The following is a 23,756-nucleotide window of genomic DNA, read 5'->3' as shown; positions in this document are numbered from 1 at the left end:
ATTATTCCACAGAAATGGCGCTTTCTGGCGCTCGTTTAAGAAAAAATCGCTTCGTCGCGCCCACCGATCTCGATATGAGGGGGTCCGTCAATTGGAGACCTCGTATGAATAATGCCGATCTGGCCGAAGCACTTGCCACCGAACATGGCCTGACCAAGGCCGACGCCCGCAAGTATGTTGACGGCGTTTTCGCCGCCATCACCGAAGCGGCTGCCAAGGGTGAAGAAGTTTCGCTCAACGGCTTCGGCAAGTTCAAGGTGAAGGACTCGCCGGCCCGCGAAGGCCGCAACCCCGCCAACGGCCAGACCATCCAGATCGCCGCTTCGAAGAAGCTGGCCTTCACGCCTGCCAAGGCCGTGAAGGATCGCCTCAACGGCTGATCGCTCGGTGCCGCTTCCCTCTTCGGAGGGGAGCGGCACAGACGTTTTTCGGGTCCTTAAACAGCACCCGTCGGCGGCTTTCGCGCCATCGCCACTGCCTTGCGCAGGGCATCGACCTCCGGAGCACCTGCCAGGAGGTAGGACCCGACCACTAGCGCCGGGGTTCCCGACAAATCCATCACATCGGCGAACTTCGCCGTCCGGCCCAAGGCCGCATCGATCTCCGCACGGTGTGCGGCCAGATCGGCCTTCAGACGCTTCGCATCCACACCCGCGCGCTGAACCGCCTGCTGGATCGCCTGGGAATCGATACGGCCCGGCGTTTCCATCAGCGCATCGTTGAACCCCGCGTGCTTCCCCTGATACTTCACCGCCAGCGCCGTGCGCGCCGCTTCCACCGAAGCGGGGCCGAAGATCGGCCAGTCGCGGTAGACGACGCGAATCTTGCGATCCTCGCGCAGGACCTGCTTGAGCACGTTATGCAGCTTGCGGCAATAAGGGCACTGGTAGTCCGAGAAGACGACGATGGTCACGTCATAGCCCGCCGGGGCGACCGAGGGCATCGCAGGATCGTTGCGCAGAGCCTCCACGGTCACGCCGCCGTTACCGGGTGCCGCGATCGCACTGCCTAACGACATAGCAAGAGTGGCCATCGCCAAAGATACCGCAAGGGACCGGGCCCACCACTTCTTCATCCAAACACCTTCCGCCTGTCTGCCGGAAATCACCGGCCATCCATTTGTCAGGGAGCGCCTTATCGGGAGAGCCGCAGCGGCGTCACCCCCTTTCTGCCGCATCGTCGCTGCCGAACGCCCATTCCGCGAAAAGCGCGTGCAAGTCCCGGCCGCTCGCCGCTTCCATCGCGCGCTGGAGATCGAGGCTGGTCACGGTGCCCCCGGCATGGCCGCGCGTGTAGCGACGCAGACCCGCCCAGAATGCCGCCTCGCCCAGTTCGCCGCGCAGCCGGTCCATGAACAGCGCGCCCTTGCTGTACTGCACGGCACGCCGCGCACCCAGCGACGGATAAGACCCGCCCCAGGCGAGCGGCTTGTCGAAACCCTTCTCGCGCGCCCGCGTCAGCCGCTGGCGCGCAAGATCGAGTTCGGCCTCATAAGCCGCGCGGCCATGGCGATGTTCCTTCCAGGCCGCCGCCATGAACGTGGTGATCCCCTCGTTGAGCCAGAACTCCCGAAGCGCCGTGCACGTCACGAGATTGCCCCACCACTGATGCGCCAGTTCGTGAGCGATCGCCCAGTCCTCCGCCGGATCGCCCGGCTGATCGGGCACGGCATCGAGACCGAGAACGGAGTAAGTCGCAGCCTCCTGCGCTTCGTCCCCGCGCACCAGAAGCTGGGTATACTCGCCTGCGGGAAGCGGTAGCCCGGCTTTTTCGGAAAAGAACCGGACTATATCCCCGGTTTCGGCAAAGCGCCGCTTCAAGTTAGCGGAATCGGCTACATCGCTGAGCAACCGCAGCTTCTCCGACCGCACTTCAGTAAAGCGGCCAATCGCGAAGCCGTAGAGATAGGCCGGGTAAGGCCGCGCCGCCCGCCATCGATGGATTTCGCTGCCGTCCGGTCCCGCGCGCTTCGCGGTTCGGCGGCCGACCGACAGGCTGTCCATGCCCGCAGGGACCCTCAGGTCGAGCGAGAACGCCGCCTTGTCGCCGAAGCTATCCTGCACGCAGACCATCCAGTCGCAGGCGAAGTAGCTGGTGTAGAGCGCCTTGGCCGATCTCGCGAACCCACGCGCGGGGCGGCCATGGTAGGTGAGTTCCAGCCTGCCCCGGCGACCAAGCGGCAGGGGCTTGTCCAGTTCGAACACGAGCGCCTTGCCCCGCTGCACCGGAACTAGCACCTTGCCGTTCAGCCGGACGCTATCGATGGTGAGCGCATTGCCGGTGAAGACCAGCCGGTCGAGACCGGCCGCCGTCACGCGAAAGGCGATCGTCTCGCGACCCGAAAGCGCGGCATTCGTCAGGTCCGGGGTGAGCGCGAGGGCATAGCGGATCACGTCGAAGCCTTCGCCCGGCAGGTCCTCGGCAAGCGTGGGAACGGCTGACGCCATCACTGCCGTCGCCAAGGCGCCCAGTGCCATCCGCTTGATATTGCGCATCGTTTCCCCCGTTCCGGCAGGCAGGGGATAGGAAACCGCGCGCGGCCCGTCCAGTCTCAGGCGGGGCCAGTGCTGCCCCGCACGACCATTTCATGCGGCAGCATCAGATGCGATCCCTCACCACCGGCCTTTCGGCGGAATTCGGGATCGACCAGAATATCGACCGCCGCCTTGGCCATTTCCGCCTTGGGCTGACGCACGGTGGTCAGTTGCGGCCAGGCCGCGCGAGAGGAAGGCGCATCGTCAAAGCCGCAGATCGACAGTTGCTCGGGCACGGCGATGCCCAGCTTCATCGCGGTGATCAGCACGCCGAGCGCCATGTCGTCGTTGGCGGCGAAGATCGCGGTCGGCCGCTCCGGCAGTGCCAGCAGATGCTCGCCCAGTTCCATACCCGAGCGCGAGGTGAAGTCTCCGCGCATCACGCAGGCCTCGTCGACGGCCAGGCCCGCCGCCGCCATGGCCGCGCGGAAGCCCTCTTCGCGCCGCGCCGAGGCGCTGTGGCTGAGCGGCCCCTGCACGAAGCCGATCCGGCGATGGCCGAGGCCGACGAGATAGTCGGTCATCTCCTGCGCCGCACGCCGGTCGTCCATCCGCACCGTTCCCGATCTCGGCGGCGCCATGCTCGGCGCGACCAGCACGGTGGGAAGCCCCGCCTCGGCGAAAATGGCCATGAGCGCGGCATCGTCGCAGATCGGCGGCGCAACGACGGCGCCGTCGAGCCGCAGCGCGGCGATGCTGGCGCGCACTTCCCCGGCCCAGTCCGGCGCGGTCAGGTCCACCGGCTCGACCACGAGGTGATAGCTGCGCGCGCGGCACCCCATGAGCGCACCATGCTGGACATCGGCGGCATAGCCCGAGACGGGATCGTCGATGAACAGTCCCAGCAGGTAGGAGCGCGAACTGGACAGGCTGCGGGCGAAGGCATTGGGCCGATAGTCGAGTTCGGCGACGACTTTCTGCACGAGATCGCGCACCTCGGGCCGGACATGGGCCTCGCCATTGATGACGCGCGACACCGTCTTCGGGGACACTCCCGCGCGGGCCGCGACATCCTTGATGGTGACGACGCTCATGCTTCCCGTTCCCTTACGCACATCGCCGCGAATGCCGCGATAACGGCATAGCAGAGCGCAGGCAGCAGCAGCGCCGACAGCAGGCCGAAGGCATCCGCCGCCGTCCCGGTCAGGATCGGCACCACGGCGCCGCCGACCACCGCCATGCAGAGCCACATCGACGCCAGCGGCGCGCGGCTTTTGTCCTGCGGCATCGCCAGCGCATAGATCGTCGGGTACATGATCGCATTGCACAGACCCACCGCGATCAGCGCCACGGCGCCCGCCGCGCCGGGCAGCATCACTGCCGCCACGGTCAGCGCCACCGCGCCCAAGGCGGCATAGAGCAGCAGCCGCGCCTCCGGAATCCATGTCATCAGCCAGGCGCCGCCGAAGCGCCCGACCATGGCGCCGCCCCAGTAGAGGCTGACCAGCCGCCCCGCACTCACTGGCTCCAGCGCCAGCCGCTCGGGCAGCATCAGCACGTTGGTCATCAAGGTGCCGATCGTCACTTCCGCGCCGACATAGACGAAGATCGCGACCGCCCCCCAGAGCAATCGCCGGTCGCCCAGCACTGCGAAAATCTGCCGTGACCATCCCTGCGGCAGCCTGTTTCCCGCCCTTTCCGAAGCGCCCGCCAGCAAAGTGCGATGGCCAAGATAGAGCGTGGACAGCCCGGCCAACAGCGCGCCGATGGCGATGAAGGGGATCGAGGCGGTGACTTCCCCCCGCGAACCCGGCGCGATGTTGGCCAGCAGGAATGGCGCGCTCAGCAGCGGCCCCAGCACCGTCCCCAGCGAATTGAACCCCTGAAGCAAGTTGAGCCGGAAGGCCGAGCGACGTGAGGGTCCGATGACAGTGACGACCGTGTTAGCTGCGATCTGAAGCACCGTCTGCCCGGCCGAGAGCAGCAGCAGCGCCGCCAGCACCAGCAGGAATTGCCGCATGCCCTGCGCCAGTGTCAGCGCGAGGCAACCGGCGGTCATCACCGTCAGGCCGATGGCGATCGCCCGCATATAGCCGATCCGCACCACGGCCAGCGCGGCAGGCAGCGCGAAGAGCAAATAGCTGGAGTGAAACGCCAGCTGCACCAGCAGCACCGCCTTGTAGTCCAGCGAGAGCACCGAGCGCAGCTGCGGCACCAGCAGGCTGACCGAGGCGCTCAGGAAACCGCCGATAAAGAAGACCCCGATGGACAACCAGAACAGGCGCCGTGCCACGAATTCCGGCGAGGCGGATGGGCTATCGATCGGCGGGGAAAGCGTCATGGCGGACATCTATGGCACTCGGCAGGTGATGGCAATCGGGGGCAAACGGCCCCGCCTCGGACAGGCTGTGTCACGAAATCCACACTTGGACACCATAATCTGACATCGATGTCAAATCATTGCCGGAATGGTTCCGAACCCGCTTGACATCGATGTCAGATTCTGGCCATCAGCCCTTCACAAGGTACAAAACCATCTGGGAGGATGACATGACGAGGCACGATCTCGTCGCGGGCACAGCGCTCGCGGCTTGCCTATTTTCCATTTCCACCGTCGCTCATGCGCAGGACGCGGCGGCACCCGCCCAGCAGGCTGCACCGGCAGTCTCGGATGGCGACATCATCGTCACCGCCACGCGCCGCGAAACCACCCTGCAATCGACCCCGATCGCGATCTCGGCCTTCAGTCAGGAAACCCTGACCAAGAACGGCGTCAAGGACGTCACCGACCTCGCCCGCTTCGTTCCCTCGCTGCAGTTCAACCAGCAGGGCGACCAGTCGGCGGTGCTGCTGACCTTGCGCGGCATCGGCAACGACAGCGCCTATACCGAAGTGGCCGACCCCGAAGTCGCGATCTATATCGACGGCGTCTACTCGCCGCGCTCGCAGGGCGCCTCGGTGCTGATGTACGACATGGAGCGCGTGGAAGTGCTGCGCGGCCCGCAGGGCACGCTGTTCGGCCGCAACGCCACGGTCGGCGCGCTCAGCCTGGTCTCGGCCAAGCCGAAGCTCGGCGAGTTCTCCGGCAATGTCGAAGTGGTCGGCGGTGCCTACAAACGCTTCGGCGTGCGCGGCGCGATCAACATCCCCGTCACCGACACCCTGGCCTTCCGCGTCGCTTTCGTCAGCGACCGTCATGACGGCTATGCCGACTACCAGGCCGCGCCCGATATTGTCGGCATCAACAAGTCCGCCTTCGTCACTTCGGGCAAGAAATACTACGCCGCCGACCAGCAGTCGGGCCGCGTCTCGATGCTCTGGCAGCCGAGCGACAAGTTCAGCTGGAACCTCTCGGGCGAAGGCTTCCTCGACAATGGCGCGCCGGTGATCGGCCTGCTTCAGACGCCGCGCGCAGGCACCAAGCGCTGGTCCACGCTCAGCGACACCGCGCCCGAGACCGACCGCTACTCGGTCGCCGTGCGCAGCACGATGAACTACGATATCACGGACGGTGTGCAGCTCAGCTACATCGCGGGCTGGTCGCGCATCGGCGGCAGCACCCGCACCGATGCCGACGCGGGCGCCCTGCCCCCGACCGGCCAGAAGGACGCGGACGGCAACGACCTGCCGCTCGGCGCCTTCAACGAGAACGCCACGCTCTCCTCGCGCTACGACTTCCAGAGCCACGAACTCCAGCTCAAGTCCACCGGCGAGAATGACATCGACTGGATTCTCGGCGCCTATTACAGTCACGAGAAGAACAAGATCCGCTTCGATATCGACCAGCGCAACGGCTACCGCGACGGCACCTTCAGCTGGGCGGGCAGCTTCATCCAGGCCAACCGCCAGATCGACAGCCGCGCCGTGTTCGGACAGGCCGTCTGGCATGCGTCGGACTGGCTGCGCTTCACCGGCGGCCTGCGCTACACCTCGGACAAGAAGCAGGATATCGGCGGCCGCAACGTGACCTTCTCGGGCGAAGGCTGCACCGCTGCCGACAAGGCACCCGGCGGCGCCTGCACCGGCGGCATCTTCGGCGCCTATCCGGGTGCCTCAGCTGCGGAACTGGTCGCCCTGCTGCCCGGCTTCTCGATCTCGAACAACGACGTGAAGGGCAAGTGGGACAAGCTGACCTACCTCGCCCGCGTCGATGCCGACCTGGCCGAGGACACGCTGGGCTACGCCAGCATCTCCACCGGCTTCAAGTCGGGCAATATTCAGGACAATGCCGGTCTGACCGATCCCGAGACGCTGACCAACTACGAAGTCGGCCTCAAGACCCGCCTGCTGGGCCGCGCATTGACGCTGAACCTCGCCGCCTACTATTCCGACTTCAAGGGATATCAGGTCAACCAGGCCGTGACCTTCCGCGACGATGACGGCAATGTCGTACGCAGCCAGATCGTGACCCAGAACGCCAAGGGCGCGAAGGCTTACGGTCTGGAAGCGGAAATGAATGCCACCTTCACCCCCGCAGACCGCCTGAACTTCTCGGCCACGCTGCAGAAGACCAAGCTGGACGATCTGGAAAGCGTCGACGGGCGTCTCTACGACGGCGGCAAGGCCTCCTCGATCGTGCAGCTGAGGGGCAACGAACTGGCCCACGCGCCGCGCTTCTCGGCGACGCTCAGCTACGAGCACGACTTCGAACTGGCGAGCGGCGCGCGGATCACCCCGCGCTTCACCACCCATTACGAAACCAAGAGCTGGCTGAGCTACTTCAACGGCGACGCCAACCCCTTCGTGAACGCCAACGACCCGGCCGACAACATGCCCGACCGTGGCACCAACGGCACCTCGTGGGACAAGCAGAAGGCCTACTTCCGCTCCGACGCCTCGATCCGCTTCGAGCCCGCCGACGGCAAGTACTCGGTCGAGGCCTTCGTCCAGAACATCGAGAACGGGCACATCCGGACCGGTGCCGGTGCCTTCGGCGCGCCGCGCTACGATCCGGTGTTCCTCTCGAACCTCCAGCCGCCGCGTACCTGGGGCGTCCGCGCCCGCGCGAGCTTCTGACGAAGGGCTGAAAGACAATGACGACCGACTACCCCTCCTCCGGTCGCGTCGTCATACTGGGCGGCGGCACGGCCGGATGGCTGGCCGCCGCCTACCTTTCCCGCACGCTGAAGATGCGCGATATCACGCTGGTCGAATCCAGCGAGATCGGCAACATCGGCGTGGGAGAAGGCACGTTCCCGACGATCCGCACGACATTGGCGGGCCTCGGGATCAGCGAGGCGGAATTCCTGGTCCGGGCCGACGCCACCTTCAAGCAAGGTGTGCTCTTTGACGGCTGGGCCACCGGCAGCGACAGCTATTTCCACCCTTTCAACCTGCCTGTCGGCGGCGAGGACGAAGCGCTCCTGCCGCACTGGATTGCCGACGACAGCGATACGCGCCTGCCCTGGGCCGATGCCGTCACCGTGCAGGAGCAAGTCATCCGCGCCGGTCGCGCGCCGAAGCGGGCGGAAGACCCCGACTTCTCCGGGCCGATGAACTATGCCTACCACTTCGACGCGGCCCGGTTTGCGGACTATCTGCGCGACATCTCCGTCGCTGCCGGGGTCATGCGCATCGAAGGAACCGTGGCGCAAGTCGAGCAGGCTGAGGACGGCGATATCGCCGCACTCATGCTGACAGACGGTCGCCGCGTGGAAGGCGACTTCTTCCTCGACTGCTCCGGCTTCCGCGCGCTGCTGATCGGCCAGACACTGGGCGCAGGCTTCACCTCCTGCTCGGACAGCCTGTTTAACGACCGCGCGCTGGCCATGCAGGTTCCTTACGCCCAGCCCGGCGCACCGGTTCGGCCCTATACGCTGGCGACCGCGCATGAGGCGGGCTGGACCTGGGATATCGGCCTCAGCGAACGCCGGGGCGTCGGCTATGTCTACTCCAGCCGCCATTGCTCGGACGACGAGGCGGAAGCGACCTTGCGCCGCTATCTGGGCAACGAAGGCGATCACCTCACCCCGCGCCAGCTTCGCTTCGAGACCGGCTACCGCCAGACCCAGTGGATCGGCAACTGCGTCGCCGTGGGTCTCTCCGCCGGGTTCTTCGAGCCGCTGGAATCGACCGGCATCATGCTGATCGAAGCGGCGCTGAAGATGATCGGCGAGTTCCTCGTCCCCGGCGAGCGCAGCGCCCGCGATGCCGCCGCGCGCAGCGTCAACCGGCTGATGGCCGCGCGCTTCGAGCGCATCGTCCATTTCCTCAAGCTCCACTACTGCATCACCCGGCGCACCGACACCGCCTATTGGCGTGACAATGCCGATCCAGCCTCGATCCCGGAAGCCTTGCAGGACATGCTGGCCCAGTGGCGCCAGCGCCCACCCTCGCGGTTCGACTTCGTGGTCGATCTGGAGACGTTCCTGCCGCCCAGCTACCACTACATCCTCTACGGCATGGGCTTCGAGACCCGGCTCGCGGCCGGAATAGAGCGCTATCCCGGCGCTCAGGAAGCTTGCGAAGTCTTCGCCCGCGTCCGCACAGCCCATGCCGGTGCGCGCGGCGCCCTGCCCGATCACCGCTCCCTGCTCGATCACTATCACGCCCGCATGGGCACCGCTCCAGCCAAGGTTTCCCGATGACGATGAAGATTGCCGCCCTGCTTGCCGCCCTGACCCTCGGCACCAGCCTGACGTCGCCGGTTCTGGCGCAACAGGCCGCGGCCCCCACCGCCAGCACCGCGCAATCGGCGGAAGCGCGCGCCGATGCGCTGGTCAGGGCGATGACGCTGGAAGAGAAGCTGCAACTCGTTCACGGCTATTTCCCGCCGCTGGCCAAGCCGGTGCCGCCGATCGCGATGATCCCCTCGGCAGGCCACATCCCCGGCATTCCGCGCCTCGGCATCCCGACCCTGCGGGAAAGCGACGCCAGCCTCGGCGTCGCCAACCAGATCGAGCAGCGCAAGGGCGACGTCGCCACCGCGCTCCCCGCCAGCATCGCCACCGCTGCCACCTTCAATCCGCAGCTTGCCTATGAAGGCGGCGCGATGATCGGCGCCGAAGCGCGCGCCAAGACCTTCAACGTCCTGCTCGCAGGCGGCGTCAACCTCACCCGCGATCCCTGGAACGGGCGCAATTTCGAATACCTCGGCGAAGACCCGCTGCTCGCGGGCGTCATGGTCGGCGAGCACATCAAGGGCGTGCAGAGCAACCACATCGTCTCCACCATCAAGCACTTCGCGCTCAATTCGCAGGAGACCGGCCGCACCGTGCTCGATGCCCGGATCGGCACGGCGGAACTGCGCGAAAGCGACCTGCTCGCCTTCCAGCTCGGCATCGAGGCGGGCCGTCCCGCTTCGGTCATGTGCGCCTATAACAAGGTCAACGGCGACTATGCCTGCGAGAACGACTGGCTGCTGAACAAGGTGCTCAAGCAGGACTGGGCCTACAAGGGCTGGGTCATGTCCGACTGGGGCGCGGTCCACTCGACCGAGAAGGCCGCGATCAACGGCCTCGACCAGGATTCCGGGCAGGAACTGGACGACCAGATGTTCTTCGACACCAAATTCGCCGAAGCCGTGAAGGCCGGGCGCATCCCGATGAGCCGCCTCGACGACATGGTCCGCCGCATCCTCTTCGGCGTGATCGACAGCGGGTTGATGGACAATCCCGTCCCCGAGAGCGCCCAGCCCATCGACTATGCTGCGCATGCCGAAGTCGCCCAGCGCGCGGCGGAGGAAGGCATCGTCCTGCTCAAGAACGAGGGCAACCTGCTGCCGCTGGCGAAGAGCGCAAAGAAGATCGTGCTGATCGGCGCCCATGCCGATGTGGGCGTGCTTTCGGGCGGTGGTTCCTCGCAGGTCCGCTCGGTGGGCGGCGCGCCGGTGGAGATTCCGCTGACCAAGGGCGCCGCCGCTTCCTTCGCGCGGATCACCTGGCATGCCTCCTCGCCGCTGAAGGCGATCCAGGCGCTCGCACCGGGGGCCAGCGTGACCTATGTGGACGGCAGCGATCCCAAGGCCGCCGCTGCCGCAGCCAAAGGCGCGGACATGGCCGTGGTCTTCGCCTGGGCCTGGCGCACCGAAGCGCAGGACCCCGAGAGCATGGCCCTGCCCGACAATCAGGACGCGCTGATCGATGCCATCGCGGGCGCCAACAGGAAGACGCTGGTCGTCGTCGAGGCGGGCGGTCCGGTGCTGATGCCCTGGGTGAACCGCGTGCCCGCGATCCTGCAAGCCTGGTATCCCGGCCAGCGCGGCGGCGAGGCGATCGCCAATATCCTGTTCGGCGATGTCGATCCCTCGGGTCGCCTGCCGATCACCTTCCCGGCCGCCGTCAAGCAGGCGCCGCGCCCCGAACCGCTGGGCCTCGCCGAACTTTACGCCGCCGACGCGCGCCGCGATGCGGGCGACAAGACCGTCTACGGCATGAGCGGCGGCGTCGCGCCCTTCACCGTGGACTACCCGGAAGGCGCCGATGTCGGCTATCGCTGGTACGCCGCGAAGAACGAGAAGCCGCTCTTCCCGTTCGGCTATGGCCTCACTTATACCAGCTTCCGCTATGCCAACCTCAAGGTCTCGGACGGCGCGAAGCTGACTGTGGAGTTCGACGTCACCAACAGCGGCAAGCGCGCGGGTGCCGACGTGCCGCAGCTCTATGTCGAGGCAAAAAGCGCGGCGGGCACCAAAGCCTATCGCCTCGCCGGGTTCGAGAAAGTCCGGCTCCAACCCGGCGAGACCCGCCACGTCACGCTGACCGTCGATCCGCGCGTCATCGCCCGCTTCGATAATGCCGCACCGGGCTGGGTCGTCGATGCCGGCGCCTACCCGCTGCGCATCGGCCATTTCGCCGGTGACGCGGCTCTGGCCGGTTCGGCCAATCTCGACCGGATCACCGCAAGACCCTGATGGCCATAACGGCGGCGGGCATTCCCGCCGCCGAATTCACTGAAGGCCGAGGCGCGGCTCCCCGGTGCGATAGTCGATGATCGAAATCGCCTGGTTTTGCAGGTTGATAAGGTTCTGTGCCGCCACCCGCGCCGGAGCGGGCTTGCCGAACTGATAGCCCTGCGCGAAATCGCAGTCCCATTCGCGCAGGGTTGCCGCTTCGGCAAGGTCCTCGACACCTTCGGCCACGACATCGATGCCCAGCTTGTGGCAGATGTCGATCACGCCCTGCACCAGGACCGCGCTGCGCCCTTCGCTCAGGCGCCCGCCGCGAATGAAGCTCTGGTCCAGCTTCAGACGGTGAATCTCGAATTCAGACAGATAGCTGAGCGAGGAATAGCCGGTACCGAAGTCGTCGAGCGCGATGATGTAGCCGCGCTCGCGCAAGCCCTGGAGATTGGCGTGGACTGTCGCCGACTTGTTGAGCAGCACGCCTTCGGTGATCTCGAAACCGATGGCGCCCGGCGAGACATGGAAACGGGCGCGGTTGAAGTCGATCTGGTCGAGCAGCGCCGGATTTTCCAGCTGGAGCGGCGAAAGGTTGATCGAGGTGCGCAAGTCCGGCCAGCGGCGGCTGTCGCGAAACGCCTGCTGGATGATCCAGGCGCCGAGCTGCGGCATCAGGCCCAGCTTCTCGATCACCGGCACGAAGACCGCCGGGGTATCGGTGGCCCCCTGCTTGAGCCTCAGCAGCGCCTCGACGCCCGAAGGCTTCATCGTGCGCAGGCTGATGATCGGCTGGTAGAACAGCTCGAAACCCTCGTCCTCGATCGCCTTCTTCATGCGCGCTTCCAGACCCTTGCGGCTCATGAAGCTCTCGCCGAGCGCCGGGTTATAGACGACATGGCTCGCCGGTCCGGCCGCCTTGGCCGCGCCCAGCGCGATATCGGCATGGCGCATCAGCGCACCGGCGAAATGGCCGTGCTCGGGTGCCACCGCAATTCCGGCAGAGATCGTCACCGCGATCACCGATTGCTCGCCGCCCTCGCGGCTGATGACTATGCCGGTCGAACGCGGCCCCAGATCGTGGACGTCGGCATTGCCGGCGATCAGCACTGCAAACTCGTCACCGTCCAGGCGGGCCACCAGACAGCGCGGTCCGGGGAATTCGCGGAGCAGGCGCTGTCCGAACTCGCGCACCACCTCGTCGCCGACCTCGTGGCCGAGGGTTTCGTTGATCGTGCTGAAATCGTCGATGTCGAGCAGAACGAGCTGGCAGGGGTGCGATCCTGCAACGTGTTCCAGCTGCTTGATGAACGTGACGCGGTTCACCAGCCCGGTATCCGGATCGAAGCGTTCGAGGAACCGCGCGCGCATGGAACTGGCGTCGGCTTCTGCCCTCAGTGCGTTCGCGCGGTGTGCCAGCATCAGGAACAGACCCAGGACCAGAGCGCCGATCGCCAGCGTGGCCGGAATCACATAGCTGCGGATGGCCTCTCCGGGGTGGGCCGGACGCCAGACCATGCGGCCAAGCGCAGTGCCGTCGTCGGCGGCAAGCTCCACGCTGCGCAGGCCCGGCGCAGGCGTGTCGCGTGGCCCCACGACTCCGAAGCGGTCCAGCATCAGCGTGCTGCCCCAGCGATTCAGAAACGGTTCGTCCATATATGTCATGGTGATGAGTGCCAGCGGCTCACCGGAACCGGGCAAACGCGAGGCCGCGATTATGACAGGCGTTCCGCGCACGGTATTGAGGTCGGATTTCGTCAGCAACGCCTCCCTCGCGGGCGTGGGCTTCGCTTCAGGTCCAGCATCGGGCTTGGCTGCCTGCTTCTCGTCCAGCGACGCGACGAGCCGGGCGGCGGCATCCCGAATCTCGTCGAGGTCCTCCTTATCGGCCCGGCCGCCTTTGGTGTAACCATAGATCGCTTCCGAGCGCGTCATGATCGCCACCGACTTGGTGGTATCGCCGGAGACCGTGGGGCGGCCCAGTTCGTTGTCCAGCCAGGTTGCGGCTTCGTCAGGGCCGAGCTGCGCGATCCGCTGCGCGGGTTCCAGTCTCGCGGCGATGGCCGCGGCCTGTACCCCCGAACCCGAAAGGGTCCGCTCCACGGCCTTCTGCACCTGTTCCTGCTGGCGGTCGGCCGCATTGCGGTCCATCGACTGGGACGTCACGAACAGCGCCGCGGAACCGCCGACGGTCAGTCCGAGCAGACCGACGATCGCAATCACCCCACGGTGTCCCGCTAGTTTCTGGCCAAGAAGCATGTGCGATCCCTAGTTGCTACCGCAGGATCGGGGATCCCTCGGAATGACCTTCACTACGCGGCTTTCCTCTACAAATTGCAACCAAATGGCAGCACGCTCGAAAAGATTGCTCCCGGCGATGCAGCATCTCTTCATTTTAGGAAGAAATTCGGCGTTTCACGGCACCTGACCGCCGCTTCGATACTCTTCGCCCGCATTTCTCGTCCGGCGCGACGCCCCGGCCAGCTTGCTGCGGGAAACCTGGAAACGACCTTTCCATTTATACGAACGAAACCTCGGGATTTATCCAGGTTTGTGGCAAGCGCCGCCTGTCGTAGACCTGTCTCCAAGGCCGGAGGAACGCTCTCCTCAACCCTGCCCACTCCTGAATCGCCAGAGATCGGAACACGAAATGACATCCGCTACACCCGTCGGTTCCGCCTATGGCGTCTCCATCGAAGTGGCGCCGTGGGATGCGGTCGGCGCCGATGTCGACTTGTCCTGTGCCGGGATGTTCGCCCGCGAAGCCGCTCAGGAGCTATCCGGCGGGCTGGCTCATCTCGATGCCGCACTGGAAGGAAAGCTGCTGGACCTGCGCCGCAGCGGCAGCTTCACCGGCGCTCTGGGCGAATGCCTGCTGCTGGACAGCCCGCCTGCAACGGTTCGTGCCCGCGCCTTGCTGCTGGTGGGGCTTGGCGAGCCTGAAGGCTGGTCCACTTCCCGCCTGCACGAAGCCCTCCGCACGGCAGGTGCGTTTGCGCTGGCTCTCGGCGTGCGCAGCGCCGCCTTCGCGCCGGGGATGCTGGACAGCGGCCTTTCACCGGGTCAAACCCAAGGTGCACCCACGAACCTGACCGGCGGGCTTGTGGCGGCCCTGAAGGCCCGAAGCCTGCTTGTCGAGATGGGCCTTGCGCAAGCGCCTCGGCTGGAACGCTGGATTTTCGATGTCGGCGAAGCTCGACTGGCAGCCGCTATCGAGAACTTCCGCGGCGCTCTGTCCGACCAGGACATCTGAAGGCATGCGACCGGCGGCAAGAAACCGCCGATCACATCACTTCGCATCAAAGGTGCAGATGGCGGCTCAGTCCACCAGACGCCACTGGAGCGTCTCGCCTGCATGGAAGGGAACGATGCGCAAGTCGCCTTCGGCGATCACTTCCGGCACGGTCACCTCTTCACGCTTCAGCGTGACGGTGCCCTCGTTCAGCGGCAGACCGTAGAAGCGGGGGCCATGTTCGGAAGCGAAGCCTTCCAGCCGGTCGAGAACGCCTTCCTCGTCGAACACCCTGGCATAGCTTTCCAGCGCGTAGGGCGCATTGAAGATGCCTGCGCAGCCGCAGGCGGATTCCTTGCGGCCGATCGCATGAGGCGCGCTGTCGGTGCCGAGGAAGAACTTCGGCGATCCCGAAACCGCCGCCTTGCGCACTGCCAGACGATGGCGCTCGCGCTTTGCCACCGGCAGGCAATAGGCATGGGGGCGAATGCCGCCGTCGAAAATGGCGTTGCGGTTGATGATGAGGTGCTGCGGGGTGATCGTCGCACCGATCAGCGGACCGCTCGCTTCCACGAACTCGGCGGCTTCCGCCGTAGTGATGTGTTCGAGGACGATCTTCAGCCCCGGATAGTCGCGGACCAGCGGAGCCAGCACCTGCTCGATGAACACCGCCTCGCGGTCGAAGATGTCGATCTCGCGGTCCGTCACTTCGCCGTGGATCAGCAGCGGCATCCCGATCCGCTGCATCGTCTCCAGCAGGCCGGTGAGCTTGCGGATATCGGTGACGCCATGCGCCGAATTGGTCGTGGCATGGGCAGGGTAGAGCTTGCAGGCGGCAAAGACGCCCTGCTCGTAGCCGCGCGCGATCTCTTCCGGATCGGCATCGTCGGTCAGATAGGCGACCATCAGCGGCGTGAAGTCCGAACCGGCGGGCAGCGAATCGAGGATTCGCTGGCGATAGGCCTCGCCCGTCGCCACATTGACGACCGGCGGGGTCAGGTTTGGCATGACGATGGCGCGCGCGAACTGGCGGGCGGTGTAGCCGACGACCGCTTTCAGCATCTCGCCGTCGCGAAGATGCACATGCCAGTCGTCGGGGCGGCGGATGGTGATCTGTGAGGTCATGCGCACCGCTCTAGCCCCCTCGATGCGGGCCGTCGAGACCGACGCGCCCGCATCGCAGGGTCAGATGACTCTCAGGGCGCGATCTTGCAGTCTCCCGCCACACGGACCGGATTGCAGCGCGCCATGGCACCGCCCGGCAGAGTGACGGTGAAATGCAGGCCCACCGGGTCCGGTGCCCCCGGATAGTAGTCTGTACTGACCGCCTGGGCGCCGCTTTCTTCCGCCGCGCGGGCCTTGGAAAGGTCATGCGTCCGTGCTTCGACGGTGTTCGCATCGCTGCGGGTCCGCACGATCACGCCGGATTTCACCAGTTCGCGAATCTTAGCGCCGTCGACCAGCGGGTCCTGCACGATCTGGATCGCGCTTTCCGGTTCGCCGTCGGGATACCAGCCGAACATCGCCCGGCCCCGCAGCGAAGGATGGCCCGCCCTGTAGACGTCCGAGACCGCCGCACGCACGTCGAGCAGGATATAGATCCGCCCCCGCGCCGCATCGAGGCTGGGCCAGCCCCCGGTCTTCACCGCTTCGGCCAGGCTGGCGGCCTTGCCCCGCACTTCGTCCGGCGCGATGAGCCGCTTGCCCGGTAAAGCCTTGCGAATCTCGCCGTCCAGCGCATCGAGCAGCTTTGCATCGGCAAGCGATAGCGGCGCGGTCACTTCGCTGGAATTCGGCGTATCGGCGGCATTGAGCGTAATCATGATCGGCAGATGGCCGGGATGCGCCCGCGACCAGGCATCGACTTCGCCGAGGCAGCGGGCCAGCGTGGCACAGGTCGCCCGGTAGTCGATGTCCGGAATGTGCAGAACCTTGAAGCCCGGCGCCTGCATCGCCGCCTTGTCGAAGCCATGCTTGCCGTCAGAGCCGGTCACGAGCTTCGCGCCCTTGGGGGCGGCATAGCGTCCGCCTTCGGGATCGGCGAAGATATCGATCTCGATCTGCCGGACGCCCGCATCGAGCTGGGCGGCCAGCGGCAGATGGTAATAGTCCAGACCCTCGGCCAGACGTGGATCGCGGCGGCGCAGTTCTGCCATGACTTCAGGCGGAATCTGCGCCTTGAAGCTGTTGTGCGAGCCGACGACCTGGATGTCGTTCATCCGCAGGTTTGCGGCTTGCGGAGCAGGCGGCGGGGACGCCGAAGCGCCCCCATCGAATGCGATTGCCGAAAGCGCGGCGAAAGCGATGGCCCGGCGCATCAGAATTCCGCCCGCGCGCCGAACAGGATCGTCGTGCCGTAGTCGTTGATCTCGCCGAAACGCAGCGGATTGTCGTTGTAGGTATACTGGCGCGCACCGGCGATATTGATCGCCTCCAGGCTCAGGGTCACATTGTCGGTCAGGCGATAGGCGATCGAGCCGTCCAGCGAGCCGAATGCGGCGGTGTAGGTCGGCGCCTGCGTGGTGCTGCCGGTGCCCGAGAGGTAACGATCGCGCCAGACGTAGGACAGCCGGGTCGAGATCGGTCCCTTCTCGTAGAAGCCGACGACGTTGAAGCTGTTCTTCGACAGGCCGATCATCTCGTCCTCGATCGTGCGCGAACCTGCCGTGTAGTCGGCCTTCACCGAAGTGCGGGTATAGGAGGCCTGTAGGCCGAGGCCATCCAGCGGCTGCGGCAGGAAAGTGAAGACCTGGTGATAGGCTGCCTCGAAGCCGTAGACCTTGGCCTTGCCGCCGTTGAGCTGGGTGCTGAGCTGCACGGTACCGCGGCCCGGAATGTCGATGGCGACGTTCTGCTGGGTAATGTAGTCGTCCATCGCCTTGTAGAACACCGCGCCGGTCAGCGAACCCGAGCGGTTGAAGTACCATTCCAGCGAGCCGTCGAACTGGGTGGCGAGGAACGGCACCAGATTCGGGTTGCCGCCGCTGGCCGTCGGCGCGTCGGTGGAGACGGTGATGCGCGGCGCGCTGTCGGTCACGTTGGGACGGGTAAGGACGCGGCTGGCGCCCAGGCGGCCGACCAGCGTGTCGGACAGTTCGGCCCGCAGGTTGAAGCTGGGCAGGACGTTGTTGAAGGTCTTGGGGTAGCTGACCGGGGTGGTCGCATTGCCGCTGCGCAAGTTGCCGCTCGCCACCTGGTCGGTGTGGACGTAGCGGAGGCCCAGGTTGCCGGTGACCGGCACGCCGCCCAGCGAGAAGGCGTAATCGGCGCGGGCATAGGCGCTCCAGATCTTTTCGGTCGTGCGGAACGAGGCGGCCAGATCGGAGGCGGTGAGCGCCGAATTTTCAACCGTCGGCGTGAAGAAGGCGTCGAGATAGGCCTGCGTCACCGGCACCAGGAAGCTGCGCGGGATGTCGCCGCCAAGGCCCTGGAGATAGTCGTCGAAGGGCAACTGCTCATAGGCGCCCGAGCCGAGGCTGGAGAGCGGCGTGTTTGCGGCAGGCGTCACCAGGAAGTCGCGGCGCGAATAGTCGCGCTTGCGGAACTGGTATTCGCCGCCGACCGCGAGCTTGGTGATGAAGCCTTCGAAATCGTGCGCCACATCGGCGCGCGAGTAGAAATTCCAGTCCTTGCTGTTCTTCGGCGCGATGTTGAACTGGTAGAGCTGGTAGTTCGCCGGATTGGTCGCATCGACCGTGGTGTTGAAGGTCGGGACGTTCTTGTAGCCGCCGGTCGCATCATAAGTCAGCGGCGCGAAGAACATCGCACGGCTGCGCACGGTGCCGACATCGTAGCTCGGGTGATAGCTATGCGCGAAGGACCAGTTCGCGGTGCCGGAAACGTGCCAGGCGTCATGGTCCCAGGTCTGGCGCAGGCCGACGTTGATGAGATCGTGGCGGTTGAGGCTGTATTCGCGCGAGGCCATGAAGCGCACGTCGTTGATCGTCGCCTTCACCACAGTATCGCCGTCGAGCACGACACTGTCCGGATCGATCATCGGACGATGGCCGGCGACGCTGGTATCGTCAGGGAAGATGTCGAGACCGAACTCGTCATAGGCGACGTCGAGACGGGTGGCGAGGACGTTGAGCGTCGTCGTCATCTCGGGATTGGGCCGCCACTGCATCGAGAGCATGCCGGAAATGCGCTCGCGCTTCTCGGTCTCCACGGTCGGGCGGGTGCGGGTCGGCAGGTAATAGCCCTCACCCAGCGCCGAGGCGAAGCGGTCCTTGTACCAACCGAAGTTCATGAAGCGGTCGTTGCGCACGTCCTTGGCCCAGTACTGGCCGCCGACGAGCACGCCGAAGGTATCGTCCTTGTTGACCCAGCTGGTGATCAGCGTCGCGTTCGGCTTCACCTTGTCGGTCTGGGTCGTGTAAGTGCCGCGCAGGTTCAGCGTGGTCTTGGTGCCGACGTCGAACGGCTCGAAGGTCTTGACGTTGATATTGCCGCCGAGTGCGCCCTCGGTCATGTCCGGGGTCGGCGTCTTCACCACGTCGATGCTGGACGTGAACTCGGCCGGGAGCATTTCGAAGCGGAACTGGCGACCGGCGGCGCCGCCGTTCTCGATCACTTCGTTGACCGCCACCGGGCTGCCGTTGAGCAGGGTATTCTGGAACTGCGGACCAAGGCCGCGCACGCTGACGCTCAGACCCTCGCCGCGCGGACGGGTGATCGTGACGCCGGTGACAAGCTGCAGCGCCTCGGCGACGTTCTGGGTCGGGAACTTGCCGATATCGGTCGAATTGATCGAATCCACGCCATAGGAAGCATTGCGCTTGGCCTCGGTGGCGGCGCTGAGGCTGCGGGCATAGCTGCCGGTGACGACGATATCCTCGCCGTTCACGCCGTCGTCCCCGGCAGGGACGGGCGCGCTCTGCGCCATGGCGGAAACGCTCGCGCAGGCAAGCAGGACGGTCGACGCTGACGATGCCAGCGCACGCTTGGTGAAACGCATTGAGGTGCTCCCCGAAATCGAACGGCGAATTCGATCGCCAGTTTCAAACGATTGTTCGTGGGGCGCGCACTAGGAAGCCGAGATGACGCTTCGAGGTCTAAGCGATGACGCTTCGATGAATCCTGAAATTAAGGCGAAATATTTTCGGCAGGCCGATTCAGCCGGGCAGGCTCGCCGTCTGCCGCAGGGCTTCGCCCAGCGCGAGCGCGGCGGACGACGCAAGGTTCATCGAGCGCACTTCGGGCCGCATGGGGATGCGCACCCGTTCATCGCATGCCTGCGCGACGGCATCGGGCACACCCGCGCTCTCCTTGCCGAACAGCAGGATATCGTCGGGCCGATAGACGAAATCGAAGGAGGAGCGCTGCGTCTTGGTGGTGAACAGCACCAGCCTCTGCGATCCGATGGTCGCCCTGAACGCATCGAAATCGGCATGGCGCCGGATGACGACGTGATCGATATAGTCCATTGCCGTGCGGCGTACCCTGCGATCGTCCCACACGAAGCCCATGGGCTCGACAATATCCACCGCCGCCCCCATGCACGCGCCGAGGCGCAGGACGGCGCCGACGTTTCCAGCGATTTCCGGTTCGAAGAGAGCAATGCGCATGCCGGCCCCTTGGCCCCGACTCACCAGCCATGCAAGCGCTTCTCGCGCGCCCGGGCCGAACCGCCCCGCGGCACGCCGGGCAAAATCCGAGCGCGCCCAGTCGCAATGTCGTTGCCGCGATATCGATGAAAAGGCCGGAAAACGGCAGATTCCACTGTTTCCGGAGCATTGCCGCACGGCAGCATAATGCGCGGCGGGGTGTCTTTTTTCGTCATAAAAGACCGCGAAGGCACCGCGTTTCGATCAAAGATTCCCAGCTGCCCTCCATACTCTGAGAACAACGAAAAAAGGCCGCCACACAGGAAAAAGGTCCCCCGAAGACCTCAAAAACAGGGCGCGCTGGAAAAAGCAGGCAGGACGAACGAAACGTACCTTATGAGGGGTCACGACATGACACGATGGAAGTCTGCATTTAAGTTCGCCCTCGTCGCCGGTAGCGCGATGGCCGCCATTCCCGCTCTCGCGGCGGAAGCAGAAGCACCCGATGCGGCGCCCGCCGATGATATCGTCGTGAACGGCAAGCGCGAGCAGTACCGGGGCGACGTGCCGCTCAAGGACGTGCCCCAGAGCGTGCAGGAAATCGACGGCAAGATGCTGGCCGATCTCAACATCACCCGCCTCGACAGCGCGCTCGACCTTGCCAGCGGCATTGCCCGCCAGAACAACTTCGGCGGCCTCTGGGACGCCTTCGCCATTCGCGGTTTCGCCGGCGACGAGAATTTCCCGAGCGGCTTCCTGGTCAACGGCTTCAACGGCGGCCGTGGCTACGGCGGCCCGCGCGACGCCTCGAACATCGAGCGCATCGACATCCTGAAAGGCCCCAACGGCGCGGTCTTCGGTCGCGGCGAACCCGGCGGCACCGTCAACATCATCACCAAGAAGGCCACCACCGACGACAGCTTCGGCAGCTTCGCGGTTTCGGGCGGCAGCTATGACACCTACCGGGTGGAGGGCGACTACAACCTGAAGCTCACCGACAACCTGGCAGTGCGCGTCAACGGCGCGGCGCAGGAAGCGGACAGCTTCCGCGACTACATCTGGTCGCGCAAGAAAGTGCTGACCCCCTCGGTCCTGTTCAAGCCCGCCAGCGGCACGACCCTGACTTACGAGATGGAAGTCGTCGACCAGTACGTGTTCTTCGATCGCGGCACGATCGCGGTGGACGGCAAGCTCGGCGTGGTCCCGCGCTCGCGCTTCTTCGGCGAGCCGGGTGACGGCCCCAACCACATCACCGTGTTCGGCCATCAGGCACAGCTCCAGCAGGACCTCGGCGGAGACTGGGTGTTCCTGGCCGGCTTCAACTACCGCAAGACCACCTTCGACGGCTATTCGAGCGATGCCGAACTGGCCGGAAGCCGCCAGACACTGGAAGAAACCGGCAACTATCTGTCGCGCCAGCGCCGCCACCGCGACTACGACACCGATTACATGGCGGGCCGCGCGGAACTCTCGGGCAATATCGAGACCGGCCCCTTCACCCACCACGTCCTGATCGGCGGGGACTGGGACAAGTTCGAGATCGACACGCTCTCGACGCGCTATCGTCCGGTCGCCTATACTGCCGGAGCCCCGATCACCGCAGCCAACAACGCGATCAATATCTACGATCCGGTCTACGGGCAGCTGCCCGCGACCACCGCGGTCGTGCAGAACACCTTCGAGACGCAGCGCGCCTGGGGCATCTACTTCCAGGACCAGATCGACATCACCGACAGTCTGAAGATCCGTGGCGGCGGGCGCTTCGATCACTTCAACCAGAAGATAGACAGCGGGATCGACACCACCAAGACCCGGTTCAGCCCCTCGGTCGGCGCACTGTACCAGATCACCGACACCCTCAGCCTCTATGCCAGCTACGGCACCGGCTTCCGCCCCAACAGCGGCGTCGATGCCTCGGGCAATGCCTTCGGTCCGGAAACCAGCAAGTCCTATGAGGCGGGCCTGCGCTATGTCTCGCCGGACAATGCGATCACCGCCTCGCTCGCGGCCTACCACATGAAGAAGAACGGCGTGCTGACCGCCGATCCGCTCAACGCGGGCTTCAGCCTGGCCGGCGGCAAGGCCCGCAGCCGCGGCATCGAAGCCGACGTCAATGCGAAGCTGCCCGGCGGGTTCACCGTCTATGCCACTTATGCCTATACCGATGCGGTATGGACCCAGTCCGCGCTCGACCCGGCTTTCGGCCTGACGATCAATCCGGGCGATCCGCTCATCAACATTCCCAAGCATGCCGGCAACCTGCTGGTCATGAAGGAATTCGACGCGGGCGACATCGGCACCTTCACCCTGGGCGGCGGCATCAACGCGGCCAGCAAGCGCCTGGGCGAGACCGGCTACGACTTCTGGCTCCCCGGCTATACCCTGGCCCGCGTCAACGCCAGCTACCGCCCGACCGAGCAGATCAAGTTCAGCCTCGATGTGACGAACCTGTTCGACAAGACCTGGTACTCCGCATCCTACCACCGCTACTGGGTCACGCCGGGAACCCCGCGCACCATCACCCTGCGCGCCGACTTCTCGTTCTGATAGACACCATACTACCGCGACCGTCCCCGCCCCCGCCGGGGCGGTCGCGGACTTTTCCATTCCGGCTCGGCACCTGCCGGCTCAAGACCCAGCCCCAAGACTAGGCCCCAAGACTCGGCGAATTGTCGCAAAAGACTGGAAATCGGCGCAGCCGGGGCACAAGGATACCGCATGACCGCCATTCTCCACGTCGGCCCCGATATCCGCGGCCACGCCTGGCAGGCCGAGTTCCGCCGCGCGCTGCCCGAAGTCGAATTCCGCCACTGGCCCGATCTCGGCGATCCGCAGGATATCCGCTATCTCGTTGCCTGGAAGCTCACCGACGAACTGATTGCCGCGCTGCCGCGCCTGGAGGTGCTGTTCAGCATCGGCGCCGGGGTCGACCAGCTCGACATGTCGCGGGTGCCCGATCACGTGCGCATAGTGCGCATGATCGAACCCGGTATCACCACGACCATGGCGCAATATGTCGCCGCCGCCGTACTGGCGCTGCACCGCGATTTTCCCGCCTATCTCGATGCCCAGCGGCGGGGCGAATGGACCCAGCGTCCCACCCTGCTGTGCGAGGAACGCACGGTCGGGATCATGGGCCTCGGCGAACTCGGCCGGGCCTCGCTGGACATGCTGGCCCCGCTCGGCTTCCGCCTGCGCGGCTGGAACCGCAGCCCGCGCCGGATCGAGGGCGCCGAATGCTTCGCCGGAGCCGAGGAACTCGGCGCTTTCCTGGCCGGGACCGACATCCTCGTCTGCCTGCTGCCCTTGACCAATGAAACGCGCGGCATCCTTTCGCACGATCTCTTCGCCGGGCTGCCGCACGGTGCCCGCCTCGTCAACGCGGCGCGGGGCGGCCATCTGGTGGAGGCGGACCTCCTGGCCGCGCTCGAGAGCGGGCAGATCGCCGCCGCCGTCCTCGACGTCGCGCAAGTCGAGCCGCTGCCTGAGAACCATCCGTTCCGCAGCGATCCGCGCGTCTTCGTCACCCCGCATGTCGCCGGGGTGACGCGGATCGAGACGGCGGTCCATTCCCTGATCGGCAACCTGCGCGACGAACTCGCCGGAAAGCCCCTCCCCGGCGAAGTGGATCGCAGCCGCGGCTATTGATCGTTCGTCGCGGCTCCCGG

The 23,756-nt window shown here is 65.6% G+C and carries 16 protein-coding genes; 7 read left to right on the top strand and 9 right to left on the bottom strand.

Annotated elements, in window-relative coordinates; translation table 11 throughout:
* Nucleotides 1–104 precede the first annotated feature (104 nt).
* A complete protein-coding gene (locus tag ACZ1II_RS03005) occupies nt 105–380 on the top strand; it encodes an HU family DNA-binding protein (protein WP_147217766.1) in 276 nt (91 codons plus the stop codon).
* Between the two features lie 56 nt (nt 381–436).
* Here the strand turns inward: ACZ1II_RS03005 and ACZ1II_RS03000 are convergent, their stop codons facing one another.
* From ACZ1II_RS03000 to ACZ1II_RS02985, 4 genes are all read right to left on the bottom strand, one after another.
* A complete protein-coding gene (locus tag ACZ1II_RS03000; protein WP_465144321.1) occupies nt 437–1,033 on the bottom strand; it encodes a DsbA family protein in 597 nt (198 codons plus the stop codon).
* Between the two features lie 124 nt (nt 1,034–1,157).
* On the bottom strand, nt 1,158–2,495 hold the full coding sequence (locus ACZ1II_RS02995) for a M1 family metallopeptidase (RefSeq protein WP_465144320.1): 1,338 nt from the start codon (nt 2,493–2,495) through the stop codon (nt 1,158–1,160).
* A 56-nt stretch (nt 2,496–2,551) separates the two neighbouring features.
* Nucleotides 2,552–3,568 (bottom strand): LacI family DNA-binding transcriptional regulator, encoded by a 1,017-nt coding sequence (locus tag ACZ1II_RS02990; RefSeq protein WP_465144319.1) that lies wholly within the window; start codon nt 3,566–3,568, stop codon nt 2,552–2,554.
* A complete protein-coding gene (locus ACZ1II_RS02985) occupies nt 3,565–4,824 on the bottom strand; it encodes an MFS transporter (protein WP_465144318.1) in 1,260 nt (419 codons plus the stop codon). Before ACZ1II_RS02985 ends, ACZ1II_RS02990 begins: the two co-directional genes overlap by 4 nt.
* Nucleotides 4,825–5,024: 200 nt before the next feature.
* Between ACZ1II_RS02985 and ACZ1II_RS02980 the strand changes: the two genes are divergently transcribed.
* From ACZ1II_RS02980 to ACZ1II_RS02970, 3 genes are read left to right on the top strand one after another with little or no spacing between them, the layout of a single operon-like run.
* Entirely contained in the window at nt 5,025–7,490 is a 2,466-nt protein-coding gene (locus tag ACZ1II_RS02980) for a TonB-dependent receptor (RefSeq protein ID WP_465144317.1), read from the top strand.
* 17 nt (nt 7,491–7,507) lie between these two features.
* Nucleotides 7,508–9,061 carry a tryptophan halogenase family protein gene (locus ACZ1II_RS02975; RefSeq protein WP_465144316.1) on the top strand — a complete coding sequence of 518 codons (1,554 nt, stop codon included), beginning with the start codon at nt 7,508–7,510 and terminating at the stop codon, nt 9,059–9,061.
* Nucleotides 9,058–11,325: a beta-glucosidase gene (locus ACZ1II_RS02970; protein WP_465144315.1), complete on the top strand. Its 2,268-nt coding sequence runs from the start codon at nt 9,058–9,060 to the stop codon at nt 11,323–11,325. The genes ACZ1II_RS02975 and ACZ1II_RS02970 overlap by 4 nt, the downstream gene beginning before the upstream one ends.
* Before the next feature lie 36 nt (nt 11,326–11,361).
* Here ACZ1II_RS02970 and ACZ1II_RS02965 read toward each other — a convergent pair whose 3' ends face one another.
* Nucleotides 11,362–13,533 (bottom strand): putative bifunctional diguanylate cyclase/phosphodiesterase, encoded by a 2,172-nt coding sequence (locus tag ACZ1II_RS02965; protein WP_465144314.1) that lies wholly within the window; start codon nt 13,531–13,533, stop codon nt 11,362–11,364.
* A 427-nt stretch (nt 13,534–13,960) separates the two neighbouring features.
* On the opposite strand from ACZ1II_RS02965, the gene ACZ1II_RS02960 reads away from it, so the two are divergent.
* Entirely contained in the window at nt 13,961–14,563 is a 603-nt protein-coding gene (locus tag ACZ1II_RS02960) for a M17 family peptidase N-terminal domain-containing protein (protein ID WP_465144313.1), read from the top strand.
* Between the two features lie 66 nt (nt 14,564–14,629).
* Here the strand turns inward: ACZ1II_RS02960 and pyrC are convergent, their stop codons facing one another.
* The 4 genes from pyrC to ACZ1II_RS02940 all read right to left on the bottom strand — a co-directional run bounded on the left by pyrC (nt 14,630) and on the right by ACZ1II_RS02940 (nt 20,109).
* Nucleotides 14,630–15,667, bottom strand: a complete 1,038-nt coding sequence (gene pyrC, locus ACZ1II_RS02955) for a dihydroorotase (protein WP_465144312.1) — start codon at nt 15,665–15,667, stop codon at nt 14,630–14,632.
* Between the two features lie 71 nt (nt 15,668–15,738).
* Complete coding sequence (locus ACZ1II_RS02950; protein WP_465144311.1) at nt 15,739–16,860, bottom strand: Ca2+-dependent phosphoinositide-specific phospholipase C; 1,122 nt, start codon at nt 16,858–16,860, stop codon at nt 15,739–15,741.
* Nucleotides 16,860–19,499, bottom strand: coding sequence for a TonB-dependent receptor (locus ACZ1II_RS02945; protein WP_465144310.1), 2,640 nt, complete (start codon nt 19,497–19,499; stop codon nt 16,860–16,862). Before ACZ1II_RS02945 ends, ACZ1II_RS02950 begins: the two co-directional genes overlap by 1 nt.
* Nucleotides 19,500–19,656: 157 nt before the next feature.
* Nucleotides 19,657–20,109 (bottom strand): tRNA (cytidine(34)-2'-O)-methyltransferase, encoded by a 453-nt coding sequence (locus ACZ1II_RS02940; RefSeq protein WP_465144309.1) that lies wholly within the window; start codon nt 20,107–20,109, stop codon nt 19,657–19,659.
* Nucleotides 20,110–20,499: 390 nt separating this feature from the next.
* Between ACZ1II_RS02940 and ACZ1II_RS02935 the strand changes: the two genes are divergently transcribed.
* The gene (locus tag ACZ1II_RS02935; RefSeq protein ID WP_465144308.1) at nt 20,500–22,635 is read left to right on the top strand and encodes a TonB-dependent siderophore receptor; all 2,136 of its coding nucleotides are present in this window, start codon (nt 20,500–20,502) and stop codon (nt 22,633–22,635) included.
* A gap of 171 nt (nt 22,636–22,806) precedes the next feature.
* Nucleotides 22,807–23,736, top strand: a complete 930-nt coding sequence (locus tag ACZ1II_RS02930; RefSeq protein WP_465144307.1) for a 2-hydroxyacid dehydrogenase — start codon at nt 22,807–22,809, stop codon at nt 23,734–23,736.
* The last annotated feature ends 20 nt before the right edge of the window (nt 23,737–23,756 follow it).

It is taken from the genome of Novosphingobium sp. BL-S-20 (assembly GCF_055521635.1).
The sequence above is the reverse complement of the archived record's forward strand: the minus strand, read 5'-3'. Positions and strand labels throughout refer to the sequence as shown.

What these genes read in the sequence shown, in the direction of transcription:
- ACZ1II_RS03000 (WP_465144321.1), bottom strand. Translation starts at nt 1,033, where the DNA reads ATGGCCACTCTTGCTATGTCGTTAGGCAGTGCGATCGCGGCACCCGGT.
- ACZ1II_RS02975 (WP_465144316.1), top strand. Translation starts at nt 7,508, where the DNA reads ATGACGACCGACTACCCCTCCTCCGGTCGCGTCGTCATACTGGGCGGC.
- ACZ1II_RS02940 (WP_465144309.1), bottom strand. Translation starts at nt 20,109, where the DNA reads ATGCGCATTGCTCTCTTCGAACCGGAAATCGCTGGAAACGTCGGCGCC.
- ACZ1II_RS02945 (WP_465144310.1), bottom strand. Translation starts at nt 19,499, where the DNA reads ATGCGTTTCACCAAGCGTGCGCTGGCATCGTCAGCGTCGACCGTCCTG.
- ACZ1II_RS02960 (WP_465144313.1), top strand. Translation starts at nt 13,961, where the DNA reads ATGACATCCGCTACACCCGTCGGTTCCGCCTATGGCGTCTCCATCGAA.
- ACZ1II_RS02950 (WP_465144311.1), bottom strand. Translation starts at nt 16,860, where the DNA reads ATGCGCCGGGCCATCGCTTTCGCCGCGCTTTCGGCAATCGCATTCGAT.
- ACZ1II_RS02935 (WP_465144308.1), top strand. Translation starts at nt 20,500, where the DNA reads ATGACACGATGGAAGTCTGCATTTAAGTTCGCCCTCGTCGCCGGTAGC.
- pyrC (WP_465144312.1), bottom strand. Translation starts at nt 15,667, where the DNA reads ATGACCTCACAGATCACCATCCGCCGCCCCGACGACTGGCATGTGCAT.
- ACZ1II_RS02970 (WP_465144315.1), top strand. Translation starts at nt 9,058, where the DNA reads ATGACGATGAAGATTGCCGCCCTGCTTGCCGCCCTGACCCTCGGCACC.
- ACZ1II_RS02995 (WP_465144320.1), bottom strand. Translation starts at nt 2,495, where the DNA reads ATGCGCAATATCAAGCGGATGGCACTGGGCGCCTTGGCGACGGCAGTG.
- ACZ1II_RS02985 (WP_465144318.1), bottom strand. Translation starts at nt 4,824, where the DNA reads ATGTCCGCCATGACGCTTTCCCCGCCGATCGATAGCCCATCCGCCTCG.
- ACZ1II_RS03005 (WP_147217766.1), top strand. Translation starts at nt 105, where the DNA reads ATGAATAATGCCGATCTGGCCGAAGCACTTGCCACCGAACATGGCCTG.
- ACZ1II_RS02990 (WP_465144319.1), bottom strand. Translation starts at nt 3,568, where the DNA reads ATGAGCGTCGTCACCATCAAGGATGTCGCGGCCCGCGCGGGAGTGTCC.
- ACZ1II_RS02930 (WP_465144307.1), top strand. Translation starts at nt 22,807, where the DNA reads ATGACCGCCATTCTCCACGTCGGCCCCGATATCCGCGGCCACGCCTGG.
- ACZ1II_RS02980 (WP_465144317.1), top strand. Translation starts at nt 5,025, where the DNA reads ATGACGAGGCACGATCTCGTCGCGGGCACAGCGCTCGCGGCTTGCCTA.